At 43.2% G+C, this 19,367-nt stretch carries 13 protein-coding genes; 2 read left to right on the top strand and 11 right to left on the bottom strand.

The annotated features are described in order from the left end of the window. Window positions 1–49 precede the first annotated feature (49 nt). The 9 genes from sucD to sdhC all read right to left on the bottom strand — a co-directional run bounded on the left by sucD (window position 50) and on the right by sdhC (window position 13,289). Window positions 50–925 (bottom strand): succinate--CoA ligase subunit alpha, encoded by an 876-nt coding sequence (sucD, locus tag PG901_RS05265; protein WP_201629265.1) that lies wholly within the window; start codon window positions 923–925, stop codon window positions 50–52. Window positions 926–1,102: 177 nt separating this feature from the next. Continuing rightward, entirely contained in the window at window positions 1,103–2,269 is a 1,167-nt protein-coding gene (gene sucC / locus PG901_RS05260; RefSeq protein ID WP_201564349.1) for an ADP-forming succinate--CoA ligase subunit beta, read from the bottom strand. Window positions 2,270–2,462: 193 nt separating this feature from the next. Next, the gene (gene lpdA / locus PG901_RS05255) at window positions 2,463–3,914 is read right to left on the bottom strand and encodes a dihydrolipoyl dehydrogenase (protein ID WP_271133763.1); all 1,452 of its coding nucleotides are present in this window, start codon (window positions 3,912–3,914) and stop codon (window positions 2,463–2,465) included. A gap of 199 nt (window positions 3,915–4,113) precedes the next feature. Beyond that, window positions 4,114–5,376, bottom strand: a complete 1,263-nt coding sequence (gene odhB, locus PG901_RS05250) for a 2-oxoglutarate dehydrogenase complex dihydrolipoyllysine-residue succinyltransferase (RefSeq protein ID WP_201564345.1) — start codon at window positions 5,374–5,376, stop codon at window positions 4,114–4,116. A gap of 156 nt (window positions 5,377–5,532) precedes the next feature. Then, window positions 5,533–8,418 (bottom strand): 2-oxoglutarate dehydrogenase E1 component, encoded by a 2,886-nt coding sequence (locus tag PG901_RS05245; protein WP_201629266.1) that lies wholly within the window; start codon window positions 8,416–8,418, stop codon window positions 5,533–5,535. Between the two features lie 850 nt (window positions 8,419–9,268). Further along, window positions 9,269–9,979, bottom strand: coding sequence for a succinate dehydrogenase iron-sulfur subunit (locus PG901_RS05240; RefSeq protein WP_183619461.1), 711 nt, complete (start codon window positions 9,977–9,979; stop codon window positions 9,269–9,271). Window positions 9,980–10,172: 193 nt separating this feature from the next. Beyond that, window positions 10,173–12,023 carry a succinate dehydrogenase flavoprotein subunit gene (gene sdhA / locus PG901_RS05235; protein WP_201564341.1) on the bottom strand — a complete coding sequence of 617 codons (1,851 nt, stop codon included), beginning with the start codon at window positions 12,021–12,023 and terminating at the stop codon, window positions 10,173–10,175. Between the two features lie 475 nt (window positions 12,024–12,498). Then, window positions 12,499–12,885: a succinate dehydrogenase, hydrophobic membrane anchor protein gene (sdhD, locus tag PG901_RS05230; RefSeq protein WP_227670405.1), complete on the bottom strand. Its 387-nt coding sequence runs from the start codon at window positions 12,883–12,885 to the stop codon at window positions 12,499–12,501. A 17-nt stretch (window positions 12,886–12,902) separates the two neighbouring features. Next, complete coding sequence (sdhC, locus tag PG901_RS05225) at window positions 12,903–13,289, bottom strand: succinate dehydrogenase, cytochrome b556 subunit (protein ID WP_191691306.1); 387 nt, start codon at window positions 13,287–13,289, stop codon at window positions 12,903–12,905. Between the two features lie 1,120 nt (window positions 13,290–14,409). Here sdhC and gltA point away from each other — a divergent pair. Beyond that, window positions 14,410–15,690 (top strand): citrate synthase, encoded by a 1,281-nt coding sequence (gene gltA / locus PG901_RS05220; RefSeq protein ID WP_201564339.1) that lies wholly within the window; start codon window positions 14,410–14,412, stop codon window positions 15,688–15,690. Window positions 15,691–15,822: 132 nt separating this feature from the next. Here the strand turns inward: gltA and PG901_RS05215 are convergent, their stop codons facing one another. Together PG901_RS05215 and PG901_RS05210 are read right to left on the bottom strand one after the other, a co-directional pair. After that, the gene (locus PG901_RS05215; protein ID WP_271133762.1) at window positions 15,823–16,827 is read right to left on the bottom strand and encodes a hypothetical protein; all 1,005 of its coding nucleotides are present in this window, start codon (window positions 16,825–16,827) and stop codon (window positions 15,823–15,825) included. 252 nt (window positions 16,828–17,079) lie between these two features. Continuing rightward, the gene (locus PG901_RS05210; protein ID WP_271133865.1) at window positions 17,080–17,622 is read right to left on the bottom strand and encodes a type IV secretion protein Rhs; all 543 of its coding nucleotides are present in this window, start codon (window positions 17,620–17,622) and stop codon (window positions 17,080–17,082) included. 273 nt (window positions 17,623–17,895) lie between these two features. Between PG901_RS05210 and PG901_RS05205 the strand changes: the two genes are divergently transcribed. Continuing rightward, entirely contained in the window at window positions 17,896–19,185 is a 1,290-nt protein-coding gene (locus PG901_RS05205; protein WP_271133761.1) for a replication-associated recombination protein A, read from the top strand. Window positions 19,186–19,367: the final 182 nt, after the last annotated feature.

Below are 19,367 nucleotides of genomic sequence, written 5' to 3'. Positions count from 1 at the left end.
TATTTTTTTCAACGACGTTTCGGTATTAGATTATTGATTAATATCTAAATTACCAACCAGTAACTTCTTTTAGCTTGTCACCGATTTTTGATGGATCGCGAGTGTAAGCAATACCAGCGTCTTCAAAAGCTTTAAATTTCTCTTCAGCAGTACCTTGACCACCAGAGATAATCGCACCAGCATGACCCATACGCTTACCAGCAGGCGCGGTAACACCAGCGATATAACCAACAACCGGCTTAGTTACGTGCTCTTTGATATAAGCAGCTGCTTCTTCTTCAGCCGTACCACCAATCTCACCGATTAGGATGATAGCTTCAGTTTGTGGATCGTCTTGGAACAGTTTTAGCGCGTCAATCTGATTCATACCAGGGATAGGATCGCCACCGATACCGATACAAGTTGACTGACCAAAGCCAAGCTTAGTGGTCTGTGCAACCGCTTCATAAGTCAACGTACCAGAGCGTGAGATGATACCCACTTTACCTGGCAAATGGATATGACCTGGCATGATACCGATTTTGCACTGACCTGGAGTGATAACGCCTGGGCAGTTTGGACCGACCATACGTACGCCGTCTGCTTCTTCGATATAACGCTTAGCTTTTAGCATATCGATAGTCGGTACGCCTTCAGTGATCACAACGATCAACTTTACACCGGCATCGACCGCTTCAACGATAGAATCTAGTACAAATGGTGCCGGTACGTAGATAACTGATGCGTCAGCTTGGGTCGCTTCCATCGCTTCCGCCATGGTGTTAAATACTGGCAAACCTAGGTGCGTTTGACCGCCTTTACCTGGTGTTACGCCGCCAACAACTTTGGTGCCGTATTCAATTGCTTGTTCAGAGTGGAATGTACCGTTCTTACCGGTAAAACCTTGTACCAATACTTTGGTATCTTTATCAATTAATACACTCATTATTTTTTTCCTTATTCGGTTGTCTTGCAATAGCAGTTTACTAGCTCATCTGCCGTTAAATGTTAACGATTGATATTCATACTAAAAACTGCCATCACGCTTTGACTATAATGCTTAATCGTTTTTTAGGCGCCTATTAATAAAATAGCACTTATTTTAACGACTTATATTAAAGACTTACGCTTTAACCGCATCGACAATTTTTTGCGCCGCGTCTGCTAGGCCTTGGGCTGAAGTCAATTTCAGACCAGATTCTTCTAGAATCTGTAAGCCCAATTCAGCGTTGTTACCTTCTAAACGTACAACCACAGGTACTTTTACGTCGACTTCTTTAACCGCAGCGATAATGGCTTCGGCAATCATGTCACAACGTACGATACCGCCAAAGATGTTGATTAGAACACCTTCAACACTGCTGTCTTCTAGAATGATTTTGAACGCTTCAACAACACGATCTTTAGTTGCACCGCCGCCAACGTCCAAGAAGTTAGCAGGTTTGCCGCCATACAATTTGATGATGTCCATGGTCGCCATTGCAAGACCAGCACCGTTGACCATACAACCGATGTTACCTTCTAGCGCAACATAGTTTAAGTCAAATTCAGCCGCTTTAAGCTCACGCTCATTTTCTTGCGTTTTGTCTTGTAGCGCAGCTATTTTAGGCAAACGATATAGGGCGTTTGAGTCGATACCAATTTTGCCATCGACACAAACGATTTCGCCATTTTCGCGAACCGCTAATGGGTTAATCTCTAGTAACGCAAAATCATTGTCAATGAATGCTTGATAAGCACCGCTCATCAATTTTACAAACTGGTTGATTTGTTTGCCTTCAAGGCCCAGTTTAAATGCCACTTCACGTGCTTGATAAGGCATTAGACCGACTAATGGATCAACGCTTACTTTAAAGATTTTTTCTGGTGTCTCGCTTGCTACTTCTTCGATATCAACGCCGCCTTCGGTTGATGCCATAAAAGTCACGCGACGCGTAGAACGGTCAACAACCGCGCCAAGATATAGCTCAGTTTGTACTGGGTACATATCTTCTGCAACCAATACAAAGTTTACTGGTTGGCCATCAGCGTCAGTCTGGAATGTAACCAGATTGGTACCGATAAGCGCTTCAGCAACTTGCTTAGCTTCTTCACGAGTCTTAACCAATTTAACACCGCCCGCTTTACCACGGCCGCCAGCATGTACTTGCGCTTTGATAACCGCAATGTCTGTAGGCGTTTTATCAAAAGCAGCGGCAGCTTCGTCGCCGTTATAGGCGATGATGCCTTCTTGAATGGGCAAACCGTAGCTTTTTAATAGCTCTTTTGCTTGATACTCATGTAAATTCATTGATTGTATCCTTTATTTTTTACAATTAATAAAAAGTGAAATCAAGTGCGTAGAAGAATATATCTGAGCACTTATGATGGTGGCGACCAGTATCTCAATAATGATAGCGGTCGCCCCATCCGGTTAAACTTGATATTTACTTAAATTGTCTTAGCTTTAACTTTTTTAGCTTTAATCATTTTAACTTTAAAAGCTACTTGCGCTTTTTACGCTGGATGGCGTGAATCGCGCGACCATCTGCAGAAAGAGCCGCTTCGTGAACCGCTTCAGAAATGGTTGGATGCGCAAAGGTCATTAACTGCAAGTCTTCGATACTAGAAACAAATTCCATCGCAATCATACCTTGATGGACGATATCGCCAGCACCAGCAGAGATAGCATGCATACCTAATAAACGGTCTGTTTTAGCATCAGCAACGACTTTGATAGAGCCTTGTGCTTCACTTTGCGCAAGCGCACGGCCGTTAGCTGCTAGGTTAAATGAACCGGTTTTTACTTCATAACCCGCTTCAGTCGCTGCTTGCTCAGTCAAACCAACCCATGCGATTTCTGGATGAGTATAAATGACGTTAATAATCGTGTCATAGTTAACTTGTGCTTTTTCGCCATGAATGCGCTCAACCGCCATCATGCCTTCTTCCATTGCTTTATGCGCAAGCATAGGGCCACGGACCAAGTCACCGATAGCGTAAACGCCATCAAGGTTGGTTTTGCATTGGTCATCAACATCGATTAGACCGCGTTCAGTCAAGGTGATACCGCTGTCTGCGCCCAATAGTTTTTCAGAGTAGGCACGGCGGCCAACACAAACGATTAGCTTATCAAAGCTTTCCTCGCTCGACTCGCCTTTAGCTTCACTAGTAACGACAACTTGATCGCCTTTCACTTCCGCATTGGTCACTTTGGTATCGACACGGATATCAAGACCTTGCTTCTTCAGCATTTTGCCCGCTTCTTTAGCAATATCTTTGTCAGCGGCGGCTAAGAAACTTGGTAGCGCTTCATAAACCACCACTTCTGAGCCCAAACGACGCCATACTGAGCCAAGCTCTAAACCGATAACACCGGCACCAATCACGCCTAAACGCTTAGGAACTTCAGTGAAATCAAGCGCGCCAGTAGAATCAACGATGCGATCGCCATCAGTTTTTACCACAGGAATATCGATAGGAACAGAACCTGCTGCAAGAATCACGTTTTTAGCCGTAATAATGGTTTCTGCTTCGTCAGCAAGGGCGGTAAATTTAACTTTTTTATCCACGCCTTTACCATCTTCCAACGTGCCCCAGCCTTGAAGCCAGTCAACGCCATTACCTTTTAACAATGCCGCAACGCCGCCGGTCAATTGCTTAACGATGCCTTCTTTACGGGCAATCATTTGCTCGATATCGATAGCAACGTCGCCGGTGCTGATACCATGTTCAGCAAGGTCATGCTTAGTCGCTTCATAACGGTGTGATGAGTCAAGCAAGGCTTTTGATGGGATACAACCGACGTTCAAGCAAGTACCGCCAAGAGCTGGCTCACCTTTATAAACGCGTTTTTCGATACAAGCAACGCTCATACCCAGTTGGCCTGCACGAATAGCGGCTTCATAACCACCAGGACCGCCGCCGATGACGACTAGATCATAATTGTCTTTCATAGTACGTTCCTATTTCTAATTCTAATTTCAGTTAGGATTTGAATGATTAATTAAGCTCATGATAAATAAAGGCACATTTTATTCTGTCGTTAATACACGCTAAGAACAAAGGTTTATCCAGCATTTATCAATAAACCACAATCACCTATTCCAAAGTTAAAAAGCTTGTATCAGTGGTTACCGATACAAGCTCATAGGCTTAAAGGTCTAATAGCAACATGGTTGGATCTTCGACCAACTCTTTGATAGTTACTAAGAACTGCACTGCCTCTTTACCATCAATCATACGGTGGTCATAAGACAATGCAAGATACATCATTGGTAAAATCTCAACTTTACCATCGACTGCCATCGGACGATCATTGATAGCATGCATACCCAAGATAGCGGTTTGCGGTGGATTCAAGATTGGCGTTGACATGAGTGAACCAAATACGCCGCCGTTTGAGATAGTGAACGTACCACCAGTCATCTCATCTAGACCAAGCTTACCTTTCTGTGCTTTACCACCCAATTCACGAATCTTAGCTTCAACATCAGCCATGCTCATGCGATCGGCATCACGTAGTACAGGAACAACCAAACCACGATCTGAAGATACAGCAACACCGATATCATAGTAGCCATGATAAACGATATCATCGCCATCTAGTGAGGCGTTAACCGCTGGGAAGCGTTTCAATGCTTCAGTCGCCGCTTTTACGAACAACGACATAAAGCCTAGACGTACGCCGTGACGCTTTTCAAACTGCTCTTTATACTTAGCACGCATGTCCATCAACGGTTTCATGTTGACTTCGTTAAACGTGGTTAGCATCGCTGTTTCTTGCGAAGCAGCTAGCAGACGATTGGCAACTGTTTTACGTAGACGCGTCATTGGTACGCGTTTTTCAGTGCGCTCACCTGTTGACTCAGCGACTGGACGACCGCTATCAGATTTGATAGAGCTGTCAGCTTTTAGCGTTGGGTTTGCCATATCGGTTTTGGTCACACGACCGCCGCGGCCACTGCCTTCGACGTCTTTAGGATCAACGCCAGACTCTTTCGCCGCTTTACGTACCGCAGGGCTTTGATCTTTATGATCAGCTTCGTCTTTTTTATCTGTCGCTTGAACTGGCTCGCCGCCATCAGTACCTTGCTTTGCTTGTACTGGCGCTGCTGGCTGGTCTGGATCAACTGCAGGAGCATCACCTTTATCAGCGCTACCACTATCTGTACTACCGCTGGCACCTGCTTCAAACTCTGCGATTAACTCGTCAGACAAAACAGTATCGTCAACTTGCTTAACGATTTTAGTCACAACACCGTTATCAGGTGCAACAACTTCTAATACCACTTTATCAGTTTCGATTTCAGCCAATAAGTCATCACGGCTAACTTCTTGACCTTCAGTGACATGCCATTCCACGATGGTGCCGTCGGCAACCGATTCTGGAAACACGGGGGCTTTAATTTCAGCCATCGATATACTCCTTAGATGTTGATATTACTATTTATTATTAAGTCGTGATAAGCAGTCAGTACCGTTTTAAATTGTCTTGCTGAAATGGTCATACCGAGTACTGACTGTTATCGCCTGATTCATGTATCTTGAATAATCTGTTACGTAAACGAGTCGCTATTTAGACAGCTCATCCACACTGATGCCAAGGCTACCAGCAATCAAATCTTGTTGCTGCTTGACATGCAGTTTTGCCGAACCTGTCGCTGGTGCTGCACTAGCAGGACGCGCCACTGGCTCCATGACTTTCGCCTTGGTTGGATGCGGCACGACAATGCGGAACATGTGCGGCGCTAAATAATACCAAGCACCTTGGTTCAATGGCTCTTCTTGCGTCCAAACAATCTCAGCCAAATTGCTATATTTCTCAATTTCAGCAATCAAACGTTTCTCTGGCAATGGATAAAGCTGCTCAATACGCACAATCGCAACATGGTCAAGACCTAGCGCACGGCGCTGCTCTAGCAAGTCATAATAAACTTTACCGCCACATAGCACCATACGAGTCACGTTGTCCGGATTTTGCTGATCCATCTCTGGCAATACCGTTTCAAACTTACCGTTTGCCAACTCTTCAAGGTTTGACGTCGCAAGCTTATGACGTAGCAAACTCTTCGGTGACATAACGATCAATGGCTTACGAATCGGACGTACTGCTTGACGGCGTAGCGCATGATAAATTTGCGCTGGTGTCGTTGGCGTAATGACTTGCATATTGTCTTCAGCACATAGCTGTAAGAAGCGCTCAAGACGAGCAGATGAATGCTCAGGACCTTGGCCTTCATAGCCGTGTGGTAACAACATGGTTAGACCACAAACACGCTGCCATTTGGTCTCACCACTTGAGATAAACTGATCAATAACCACTTGTGCGCCGTTGACGAAGTCACCGAACTGCGCTTCCCAAACGATTAGAGCATTTGGCACAGTCGTTGCGTAGCCATATTCAAAGGCCAATACCGCTTCTTCTGACAACAATGAGTTATAAGTGGCAAAACGCGCTTGTTTTTCACTGATATGTGACAGTGGCACATACATGCTGCCGTCATTAACGTTATAGATTTCACTATGGCGATGCGAGAACGTACCACGGCCAACGTCTTCACCGGTAATACGAACCAATACCCCATCATGATCAACCAATGAGGCATAAGCCAAGGTTTCAGCTGCACCCCAGTTGAGAGGCTCTTCACCGGTTTGCATGGCTAAGCGCTGCTCGACCATTTTTTGTACTTGGCGTTGCAGCTTGTAGCCTTCTGGCATCTCGGCCATACGGCGACCATAACCTTTTAGTATTTCGATATCGACGCTGGTATCCCAGTCATCAACCAAGTCATGACCCAAATAAGGTTTCCAATCGACAAACAGCTCTTCGTTAGGTTGGCTAACTAAAGAGTTGGCAACATAATCACCACGGTCTAACGACTCACGATATTCATCTTCGTAGCGTTTTTCATCTTCTTGGTTAAGCAGACCTTCTTCAATCAGCTTTTGCGCATAGATAGTACGCGTCGTTGGTAGCTTCTTAATAACGGCATACATCAATGGCTGAGTTGCAGATGGCTCATCGGCTTCGTTATGACCGTTACGACGGTAGCAGAACAAGTCAATGATAATGTCTTTATCAAACTCATGACGATAATCTAATGCCAATTGAGCGGCAAATACTACTGACTCAGGATCATCACCGTTTACGTGTAAGATAGGTGCATGCACCATTTTTGCCACGTCAGTACAATATTCCGTTGAACGCGCATCTTCTTGACGGCTGGTGGTGAAACCAACTTGGTTATTGATAACAATATGAACCGTACCGCCCGTGGTATAAGCACGAGTCTGTGACATCTGGAAGGTTTCTTGTACCACACCTTGACCAGCAAAAGCGGCGTCACCATGGATAACGATTGGCAGTACTGAATTACCAGTTTTATTGTCTTGTAATGGCTGATCGTTACGACGAACTTGACGTGCGCGTACCGACCCTTGCAGTACAGGTGCCACAATCTCAAGATGCGATGGGTTAAACGCCAATGCTAAATGCACCTCGCCACCTGGCGTCATCACGTTTGATGAAAAACCGTTGTGGTATTTAACGTCACCTGAGCCTTTTTCTGGCTGTACTTTACCATCGAACTCATCGAACAAATCGGCAGGGTTTTTACCCAAGATATTAACCAGTAAGTTCAAGCGTCCACGGTGAGCCATACCAATGACCATCTCTTTAGTGCCATAACCGCCAGCACGTTGGATGATTTCATTGATAGCAGGAATAAAGCTCTCGCCACCTTCTAGACCAAAACGCTTAACGCCCGTATATTTACGAGCCAAGTATTTCTCTAAGCCTTCAGCAGCAGTCAAACGCTCAAGAATTGATAAACGTTTTTCTTTATCAAACTCGATGTAACCTAAATTGGTCTCTAGATATTTTTCCATCCAGCGTTTTTCTGTGCTGGTGGTCACGTGCATATACTCGACACCCATGTAACGACAGTAAACGCGCTCCATGATTTCGATAATTTCACGTAACGTCGCTTCATCCTTACCAATATTTAAATCATTGGTTGGGAATACCGTATCAAGGTCAGCTTCTGACAGGTTGTGATAAGCAAGGGTTAAATCTTCCACTTCTGCACGTGGATGTAGTTCTAAGGGATCAAGCTTAGCGCGGCGATGACCACGGCGACGGTACGCTGAAATCAGCTGCTGCACGCCCATTTGTTTCGGGTCAGCACAGTTACCTGGATCGTTAGCGGTTGCGCCAGACGTATCAGCACTCACTTTATTAGCAGTCTGATTACGTGCTAACAATAAGAACTGGTCTTTAATCGCATTATGCGCGGCATCGTTTGGTGATTTGTATTGTTCAAAATACGCTTGCCAATCGCCATCAACGCTACTAGGATCTTCTAGATATTGCTCATAGAGCGCTTCGATGTAACTGGCATTATCAGCGGCCAGTTCAGTATGATCTACGCTCACTGCTTCTTTAGTTATACTATTCATAATAATCGTCTATTTGATAGATAAATGAATGGAATCGTGCTTATTATTGTGTCATGCGTTGTAGATTGGCGATATTTACCATCAGTTTTTAATATTTACTATTAGTTTTTAAAACTAAAGCGTTGACACCAAAAGCTATCTAACGATAAAAAAGCCTGATTGCAATACCAATCTTACAATTACAATTATTTGTGAACGGCCGGTTTTCTTAATCGTCTCGTTTCACAACATTAATTTATATATAATGCTGTCAGCTATAACCAAATTGTTAATGATAAGGTTTTTAGCCCAGCATTTTTCTTTCAGTTAGCCTATCAATTGGCTATTTTTACTGAAACGTCTTCCTATGGTAGAAAATTGGCGTATATTCCGCCAAACATACATTGCCGTATAGAGTAACATGCCTACCCTATGGGCCATAGTTTGTTTGTTCAATACTAGGTATTTACGTAATGAATATCTATTATCATTTTTCGCAACTTTGTTCTTAAAATTGCTTAGTATTTGTAAAACCTTCATCTTTGCAACACCTTCATCATTGCAACTCTAAGTCTCTTTAACACTAAACAATATTACCATATTCAATTATATAGGGAGACGCGCGATATAGCATGTCTTCTTACATACAAGCAACGTATTGTTAATACAGCCTTACTTACCCTCACGGATTTGCCACTGGCCCTCAACAATACCGCTCACGATATCAATATGGTCGTGTTAATAAGAAAAACAATGGCTTATCACTTAAAAAATAGCTAAATGCTAATATTTTTTAATAAAAAACACCACCTAATGATAGGTGGTGTTTTTGATGGCGCTATTATAAAGCTAATTGACCATAAAAGGTAGACTAACCTGCATGATCAAGCAGTAAATTACGTAGATGACCAATGGCTTTGGTTGGATTCAAACCTTTTGGACAGACTGAAACACAGTTCATAATACCGCGGCAACGGAACAAGCTAAACGGATCATCTAAACGTGCTAAACGCGCACGCGTATCAGTATCACGGCTGTCAGAAACGAAACGGTTGGCATTCAATAGTGCTGCTGGACCCAAGAACTTATCAGGGTTCCACCAGAACGATGGGCAGCTGGTTGAACAGCATGCACATAAGATACACTCATACAAACCGTTCAATTTTTCACGTTGCTCAGGTGACTGCAAACGCTCTGTTGCTGGCGCTGGCTGGTCATTGATTAAAAACGGATGAACTTTTTCGTACTGCTCGTAAAACTGGTTCATATCGACGACCAAATCACGAACAACCGGTAAACCTGGTAACGGACGAACCGTTACTTTTTCTGGCAAGGTATTCATGTTGATTAGACAGGCAAGACCATTTTTACCATTGATGTTCATGCCGTCAGAACCGCAAATACCTTCACGGCATGAGCGACGGAAGGTGAGGGTTTCATCTTCCTTTTTTAGGCGTAATAACACGTCAAGCAACATACGATCTGAGTCTAACAACTCAACCGTATAAGTTTGCATGCGCGGCGCTGCGTCCACATCAGGATCGTAGCGATAGATTTCGATGGTGCGAGTACCTCGGCTCATAATGCTAAACTCCACACGTAGATGATGGCGGGCTGACAAACCTTACAATCTAAAGACTGTAAACCATCAGCGCTGGTATGTCTAAATCTCAGCGCTGATAGCGGCCTGTCGCTGGCGGTCACCTTTTTAATAAATTAATAAGGGATAAAACGTTTTTTACAGTGCGTAAAAATCATGCGCACCCAGTCTAGAATTAATAGACGCGGACTTTTGGCTCGATATAATCGACCGTCAATGGCACTTTACGAACCGGCTTATAGATAATTTTATTGCCTTCAGAATACCATAAGGTATGCTTCATCCATTCTCTATCGTTACGGCCGTTTGGTGCGTATTCATCATCTTCTGGACGATCATAGTCAGACACACTGTGTGCGCCGCGACTTTCGTGACGCTTAGCCGCTGATATCATCGTAGCTTTTGCCACTTCATACAAGTTAGCAACTTCGAACGCTTCAATACGCGCGGTGTTAAAGACTTGTGATTTATCCGCCAAATGGATTTGGTCGATTTTTTCACCAAGCGCTAAGATTTTCTCAACGCCTTCGTCCATCATCGCTTGCGTACGGAATACGCTGGCATGCGTTTGCATGGTTGCACGAATCTCGTCAGCGACGTCTTGTGCATTATAGCCCGAGGTTGATTGTTGCAGTTTGTCTAAACGACGCACGGTAAAATCAAGAACGCGTGGATCTAATGGCTTATAGTTGTGGTCAGCATGATGGAATTCATCAACGATATGCTTACCAGCAGCGCGACCAAAGACTAATAAATCAAGCAGTGAGTTAGTACCTAAACGGTTAGCACCATGAACACTCACACAAGCACACTCACCGATAGCATAAAGACCTTTAACGACATTGCCTTTAGCATATAAACCGTCTTCATCGGTACCCGCTTCTAGATCCGGAACAATCACTTGACCATGAATCGTGGTTGGAATACCACCCATCATATAGTGAATGGTTGGGATAACGGGAATTGGCTCTTTAGTGATATCAACGTTGGCGAAGTTCTTACCAATCTCAAATACTGATGGTAGACGCTTCATGATGGTTTCAACGCCTAAATGCGTCATATCCATTACGATATGGTCAGCATTTGGACCACAACCACGGCCTTCTTTGATTTCTTGGTCCATAGAGCGCGATACTAAATCACGTGGTGCCAAGTCTTTTACGGTTGGCGCATAACGCTCCATAAAGGCTTCGCCATCTTTATTACGTAAGATAGCACCTTCACCGCGGCAACCTTCGGTCAATAGTACGCCAGCACCATGAACGCCCGTTGGGTGGAACTGCCAGAACTCCATGTCTTGTAGTGGAATGCCTGCGCGAACCGCCATGCCAATACCGTCACCAGTATTGATGTAAGCGTTGGTAGATGCGGCAAAGATACGACCTGCGCCGCCTGTCGCTAATACAGTGATTGGCGACTGGAATACCGCAACAGTACCCGTTTCTTGCTCAATAGCGATGACGCCATTGATGTTACCGGCGTCGTCTTTGATCAAATCAAGGGCAATCCACTCGATAAAGAACTCAGTACCTTGCTGTAGGTTTTTTTGATATAGCGTATGTAGTAGCGCGTGACCGGTACGGTCAGCAGCAGCACAAGCACGCTGTACAGCTTTTTCGCCATAGTTTGAGGTATGACCACCGAATGGGCGCTGATAAATCGTGCCGTCTTCGTTACGGTCAAACGGCATACCCATGTGCTCAAGCTCATACACCACTTTTGGCGCTTCACGGCACATATACTCAATAGCGTCTTGGTCACCTAACCAATCTGACCCTTTAACGGTGTCATAAAAGTGAAAGTGCCAGTTATCATTGCTCATGTTACCCAAACTTGCACCGATACCGCCTTGAGCAGCAACGGTGTGCGAACGGGTCGGGAATACTTTGGTCAAGACTGCAACCTTCATGCCCGCTTCCGCTAAATGCAATGAAGCACGCATACCTGAGCCGCCGCCACCAACGATGACCGCGTCGTAGTTCAGGGTTTTGATATTACTAATGGTATTATCTTGTCTAGTTGCCATTACGGTTTTCCTAATGCCTGTTAATGCTTAGAAGTAAATAAAAAGGGTGGTCTGCATCTTATTGTGCGCTAACGCTAGCAAGCTTTTGCTGCAACGCTACTGACAATAATCAAAATACAATACAAACAGCCTTCAACCACTTAATTTGCATATCTATCGTTATATTGGGCTTGCTCACTTGTTCACAGCTTTATCTATTGAATAAGCGTCATTTACCGTATCAGTAATTGTGAATTTAGTGGGCGCCCAACGCTATGATTAGCTATGACTATTTTGGCTACTAACGGATTTCTTATCGCCTGAGCACTTTAAAGTACCTTGTTTAAAATAAACGCTTTCAAAAAGTACGTTATTTAAAATAAACGCTTTAAAATAAGCGAATCATCACCAATGCTGTCAGCTTTATCCGTTGTTATGGTTAGATATTCAATTTATAAAAATCAGATAAATCAATATCTAAACCTATGATTAATGGTTAAACCGCAACAACACCGAAGCCGTTACCCCAAAAAATCATAATGCCCCAAAATAGGAAAACTAAAATAGCGATAATCATTAATGACTGTAGCACTAAACGTAGACCTGCTGCGCTTGAGCCCAGTTTGCCAGTGGTAATATAGTCAGTAAATACCGTCCACATACCAACCCAAGCATGACCAGCCAACGCCAAAACGGCCAATAAGCTGAACAGACGCATCGGTAAACTGGTCATAAATTCTGACCATTCAACGAAGCTTACATTGCCATGAGTTAAGAAGAAGCCCAGTAATACCACACTGTATACGGCTAAAACCACACCACTGATACGCTGGATAATCCAATCACGTGAACCTGAGCCGGTTAGACCAGTAGCGCTTTTGATTCCTGAATCATTTTTCATTAGAACATCACCCATACAAATGACGCGACAATTAAGATTGCTGCAATTACAAAGCTAATCATAGAAGCGGCACGGCCAGATTTTAGCTCCTCATTCATGCCCATATCAGCAAATAAATGCTTGATACCCATCACAAAGTGATAAGCGATGGCGGCGACAAAAATCCACGCCAAAAAGCGAACAAGGACATTGTCAAATATGGCTTCAAAACTCTCAGGCGACGCCAAAGAATTCTGTAATATCCATAACATGACAGGAATAAGTAGAAATAAAATAATGCCAGAGATACGATGCAAGATTGAAGCTATCGCAATCGGTGAGCGATTAACGCTAATCACTTGGCTTAAGGGCAGATCAATAGGTCGGTTGCTTTTCACAGCGGGCATCCTTTTTGCGGTTATACTCCTGTATCTGCTATCAACGCTTGGTACAAATACACTTCTATAAGCGGCGAGCAACACATGAGATGAATAAGGTAAGGAAGGGCTAGCTGACGTTATTTCATTTGCGCTAAATTTGATAGATAGATTTTATATAGAAAACACGCTCTCTATATATCGTTTCTATGAGACCTTTTTCTATAAGGCTTCTATAGATTCCTATAAGGACCCTATAGACTGCTCAACCTCGCTTGTGGAACAGACAATCCCTACCAATAACAAGCTGTCTGCGTGTTTTATAATAGTAAGCACGCAGCATGGGATAAATCGATTAACTAGTCTATTTTTACTGCTTGCCATCAACAAAAAAAGATAACGCCAGGGTGTCATCTCTATATTATCATTTTTTATTAAGGTAAACTTCACTGTTGGATATCTAAAAATAGAACAGTTAACAAGAATATTTAAGCGATAAGCTGGGTTCTGGTCTATAAAGCGAACGTCCAATCGTAAAAAAGCAGCAGTAAAGCTAGGCTTTATCAGCGACTTAATTACGTTGATTTATCAATTTGCGCAAAGCTAGTGCCAGTTAAATCCCTCTAATTATAAAATGACTGGCCGCTAATTACAAATTTATCCCCTAAATAGTGGTTATTAGAGATTAAATAACAAAAAGCTGGCTATTAGTAAGATGAATTCATTAGTATTACTCAATCAAAATAATTCGTCGCATTAAGCCAATTTGTCGGTTACGCATACTCTCTCTGTTTTATAGTATAGCGCCTTAAAGATTAAAATGGCTTATCTTAGCAAAAACACTGTAATATTATAATGTTAATGATAATCATTACTTTCATATTAGCATGATGCTTTACAGCCAAATTACTAAGCAGACATATTTTGATACAAAGTTTACAGTCGCTAATGACGACTACAGCACCCCTATTACAGACATTACTGCTAAAAGTCTTTTCAAAACTTAGCTAATAACTGCTAATATAGCCTGCATCTTAAATGGGTTAAATTTATTTAACCCTTTAACTGTTTTACCGTTTGATTAGTGATGACGCGAGGGTGTGCGTCGATATATTTTTATTCTAACAAGTTAAAAAATGGAGAGCAATTTATGGCTGACAACAATGCCAAACTAACCGTAAATGGTGAAGAATACGAACTTCCTATTATTGAAGGTACTTTAGGGCCGTCAGTTATCGAAGTTGCTGCTTTTCAAAAAGCGGGCTACTGGACCTACGATCCAGGTTTTATGGCAACTGCGCCTGTTGAGTCAAAAATCACCTTCATTGATGGCGGTAAAGGCGAGCTGTTGCATCGCGGCTATCCTATCGATGAACTTGCAAATAATGCTGAATACTTAGAAGTGGCGTATGCGCTGATTCATGGTGATTTACCAAACGCTGAGCAAAAAGCGGATTTCTATGAAAAAATCCGTAAGCATACTGGCGTTCATGACCAATTACGCAAATTCTTTGAAGGCTTCCGCCGTGACGCCCATCCTATGGCTATTATGGTTGGTGTCGTTGGTGCTTTATCAGCTTTCTATCATGAAAATCTAGATGTGAGCAATGAAGAGCATCGTGAAATCACCGCTATTCGCCTAATCGCTAAAATGCCAACGCTTGCGGCCATGAGTTATAAATACTCACAGGGCGAACCGTTCATGTATCCACGTAATGATTTCAATTATGCGGAAAACTTCTTATACATGATGTTTGCAACGCCTGCTGATGTTGACTACAAAACCAATGACGTTATCACCCGTGCAATGGACAAAATCTTTACCTTGCATGCTGATCACGAACAAAATGCTTCAACGTCTACCGTACGTCTAGCGGGTTCTACTGGCGCAAATCCTTACGCTTGTATCGCTGCTGGTATTGCGGCCCTTTGGGGACCATCGCATGGCGGCGCCAATGAAGCCGTACTCACTATGTTAGATGAAATTGGTACAGTTGAAAACGTACCAGCATTCATGGAAAAAGTGAAAAGCCGTGAAGTGAAATTGATGGGCTTTGGTCACCGTGTTTACAAAAACTTTGACCCACGCGCACAAGTGATGAAAGAGACTTGTGATGAAGTATTGGGCGCATTGGGTATCAATGATCCTAAGCTTGAGCTTGCAATGGCACTTGAGAAAATCGCTTTAGAAGACCCGTTCTTCGTTGAGCGTAACTTGTATCCAAACGTTGATTTTTACTCTGGCATTATCCTTAAAGCCATCGGTATCCCAACGTCAATGTTTACTGTTATCTTCTCATTGGCACGTACCTCTGGTTGGATTAGCCATTGGCTTGAGATGCACAGCGCACCGTTCAAAATCGGTCGTCCACGTCAGTTATATACTGGTGAGACAAAACGCGAATTCGTTAAAGTCGAAGACCGCAAGTAGTCAGTCTTTTGTTTTAAAAGTATAAAAATTAGACAGATAAAAAATCCCGCTATCGTAGCGGGATTTTTTATGGTTTGCCTTTAATAAGAGGCATTAAGCAAAACAGCTTTAATACTCTAAACTTATAAAGCTTTACTGAAATTCTTTTAAAGTTTGCTCGTATTTGGCAATTTGTTCATCATAGCCTTTAATGGTTTCGTTAAATTTCGCCATCAGCGTTTCAAACTCTTGCTGCTGGGTGATTTTCATCTGCTGCATATCAATGACTTGCTGGGCTTCTATTTGTTCCCAAACCTGATGCTGAATAATCAAACGCGCCAGCGCTGGACTTTTTGCACTAAGTCTACCGGCGATTTCTGCATGTTCAAAGACCTGCGGCACCAAAGTCGCAATATTAATCAAGGTATCAACATCTTCAGCACTAAGTGGCGTGGCCACAGGTTGATAAAGGGTTTCCATCGCTTGCTGATAACTGTCTATAATCTGCTCATCTGTCAACATCACTGGTTTACGCGGCTCAAGGCTAATACGCTTAAGCACGGTTAAATCGCGCTCGCCAACCTCGGTACTGGTATTGATATCAGTCTCTGCAGTAGCATCGATATCAGAGTTACTATTAGCATTAGACTCACTATTATTATTCGCCGTGGCGACTGCTGCTGAATCCGTGGTGGCTGGTTTGGCTATTTGCTCAGAAGCTGTATTATTTGCAACTGGATTAGCGGTATTAGACGGCTTAGCATTGTCTACTGACACAGCATTTGTACTATCAGGTAACAAATCATTGCCACTGTCTGACGCATCTGCCGCTTGTAGCGATTCATACTCTGCTTGCAAGCGCTGCTGCAGTCCTTTCGCTTGCGCAAGATACAAAGGCTGGAACTGCTCTATACGGGCAGCAGCCGAATCGCTTTTGCGCATAGGCTGACTGTCTTCAGCGCTGGTTTGCTCGCTGGTTTGGTTGGTATCAGGTACTGGCTCTTCTGCTTGCTGCTGACAGCCGCTCACTAACAATACGCCAGTCAATGCTGCCGCAAGCAATGTCGGTGCTTTATAAGGGCGAATCATCGTTTTATTGATAGAGCAACGACAGGTATCAGTGTCAATGTCAGGTTTTACTGGTAAAAGTTTAAACATCCGAATTCATATCCTTATTAAAAGCAGAAAGAGTAAAAGCCAACGTGATAACACTATCCATGAATGATGATATTTCTAGAAGCGCTATTGAGTCAATTGAGTGATAAAGTATCGAGCTTTTTATTACCATGTTTTTTATTATAATTCCTGTTGCTATTGTCTAGCCTTTCTACTTATTTTGTTTATATATTAACTGTCTACAATAAGAGAAAACTTAAGCCATCATATAAATATTCCAGCATAATAGAAAGATTAAACTTTAAATGAGCGGTGACTGTCACGGGTATCATGACTGCTATTGAGCGTTTGTACCTTTAAAAATGGAATACAAGTTTCAAAATCACGACAGTCGTGACCACGATGACGACGGACAAAATAGTCTTGTACCATACGCGCCTGCTGTTCAATGCCATAGTTAAAAAAGGACTTACCTGCTTCAAGTACATAATCATAACGGCGATTTATGATAGCGCCACGTACGACTTTAAGACCTTGCTGCAATTGCCAAACGTGGGTCAATTCATGGATAAGCCAGCTTTGCTTAGCCAAGGAACACTGGCTAAAATCCGTAACCCAGTCGGCCAGATGGAAATAAATATTACCATTAGGACTGACAGCATAATGCTTTAGTACCCACCACGCGGTCTTAAGCTGCACACCATCAAGCTTAAGGCTGTCACCGAACACTGAGCGTGCCAGTGCTATCTCTCCCTCAGTCAGCTGGCGTGACTGTTGCTTTGGGCCTTTAGCAGCTATAGAAGGCTTAAATAAGCGCTTGAAAGTCGACTGCAACATCATTAGTGTCTTACCTTATATTCAAAAACTGAGCATTTATAGATGCTATTTTATAAGTACTATTTTTTATAGAACTGTTAAACCTTTAATAAGGGTAAAAACTTAAAAAATAAAGCCTTTAAGACATAAGCTGTACACTTAGCTGACTTTTATTAACGTAAATCTGCGTTAGCCTAGCTAGAACGACATGAGTCATTGTTTTTAGCGTTAAGCTTAAAATAAAGATACACCCTAATAAGAATTAAAAATATTTAATTGATAATAGAGACCTTTATGCCACCTAATTTTCATGCCGATACGCCCCTTGCTCAGCGTATGCGCCCTGCAACCCTTGATGCTATTATCGGTCAAGAGCATCTGTTAGCAGCGGGTGCACCGTTACGGCGCTTGGTCGAACAAGGACATTTGCCGTCGATTATTTTGCATGGCGAAGCAGGTATTGGCAAAACCACCATTGCGATGCTGTTGGCTGATGCCGTTGGGCGACCCTTTCATGCGTTATCAGCATTAAATACCGGCGTTAAGCAATTGCGTGAAGTATTAGATACCAAGGATTCACTAAGCTTTGAGTCACCGGTGGTGTTTATCGATGAGATTCATCGTTTTAATAAAGCCCAGCAAGATGCGTTACTTGGCGCAGTAGAGTCAGGTGATATTACTTTGATTGGGGCGACAACCGAAAATCCATCATTCAGCGTTAATAATGCGCTGCTATCGCGCTGCCAAGTTTATCGTCTAGAGCCGCTGACGCCTGAACAAATCAGTGCCGTATTACAGCGCGCGCTTTTAGAAGATAACATTCTCAAAAATTTAACCGTTGATTTACAGGCGCAACAAACGATAAGCCAGTTGGCACATGGTGATGCCAGAAAAGCGCTCAATTTATTAGAGCTTGCTATTCAAACGGCGGATGCTAAGCAGTCGCCGCTTGTCATTGATGATGAATTGGTCGCCCGTGTCGCTCAGACGGCGCTCGTACGCTACGATAAAGATGGCGAGCAACATTACGATATTATATCTGCCATGATAAAATCCGTACGCGGCTCCGACCCTGATGCTGCGCTATATTGGATGGCGCGGATGTTGGTTGGCGGCGAGCCTGCCGATTTTATCGCGCGGCGCTTGGTCATCTTGGCGAGCGAAGATATCGGTAATGCCAATCCTAATGCCCTACTTCTTGCGGATGCCGCATTGCGCAGTGTGCAGTCCATTGGCATGCCTGAGGCACGTCTAATTTTAGGGCAAGTGGTGGTTTATCTGGCGACCAGCGCCAAAAGTAATAGCACTTATAAAGCCATCAATGCGGCGATGGCCTTGGCAGAAAAAGACGCCTCACCTGTGCCGCTACATTTGCGTAATGGCGTGACCAAATTGATGCGCAATCAAGGTTATGGTCAAGGCTACGCTTATCCGCACGATTATCCCAACCACTATTATCCGCAAAGCTATTTACCCGACAATTTAGTCGGGACAAGTTTTTATAAATTTGCTGACAATCAGCGCGAGCAACATAGTAAGCAGTTTATGGACTGGCTAAAGGGTCAAGCGGCCAGTAACGAATAAAGGCTATGCGTTTGCATCATTGATAATACTTATGATTATTTTTAACCTATTAACTGACATATTGGCAAGATGACGCAGCACATTGGGGTGAAAAGCGTTAAAATGTCCTCATAATGATATATACAAACCAGTTGATCGGAAAACTTTATAGCACATTGCTTCTATTTATGTGGCTCTTATCA

This window comes from Psychrobacter sp. ANT_H3, assembly GCF_027919975.1.
GTDB lineage: Bacteria > Pseudomonadota > Gammaproteobacteria > Pseudomonadales > Moraxellaceae > Psychrobacter > Psychrobacter maritimus.
Note: the sequence above shows the minus strand (reverse complement) of the source record. Positions and strands in the feature narration are given on the sequence as shown.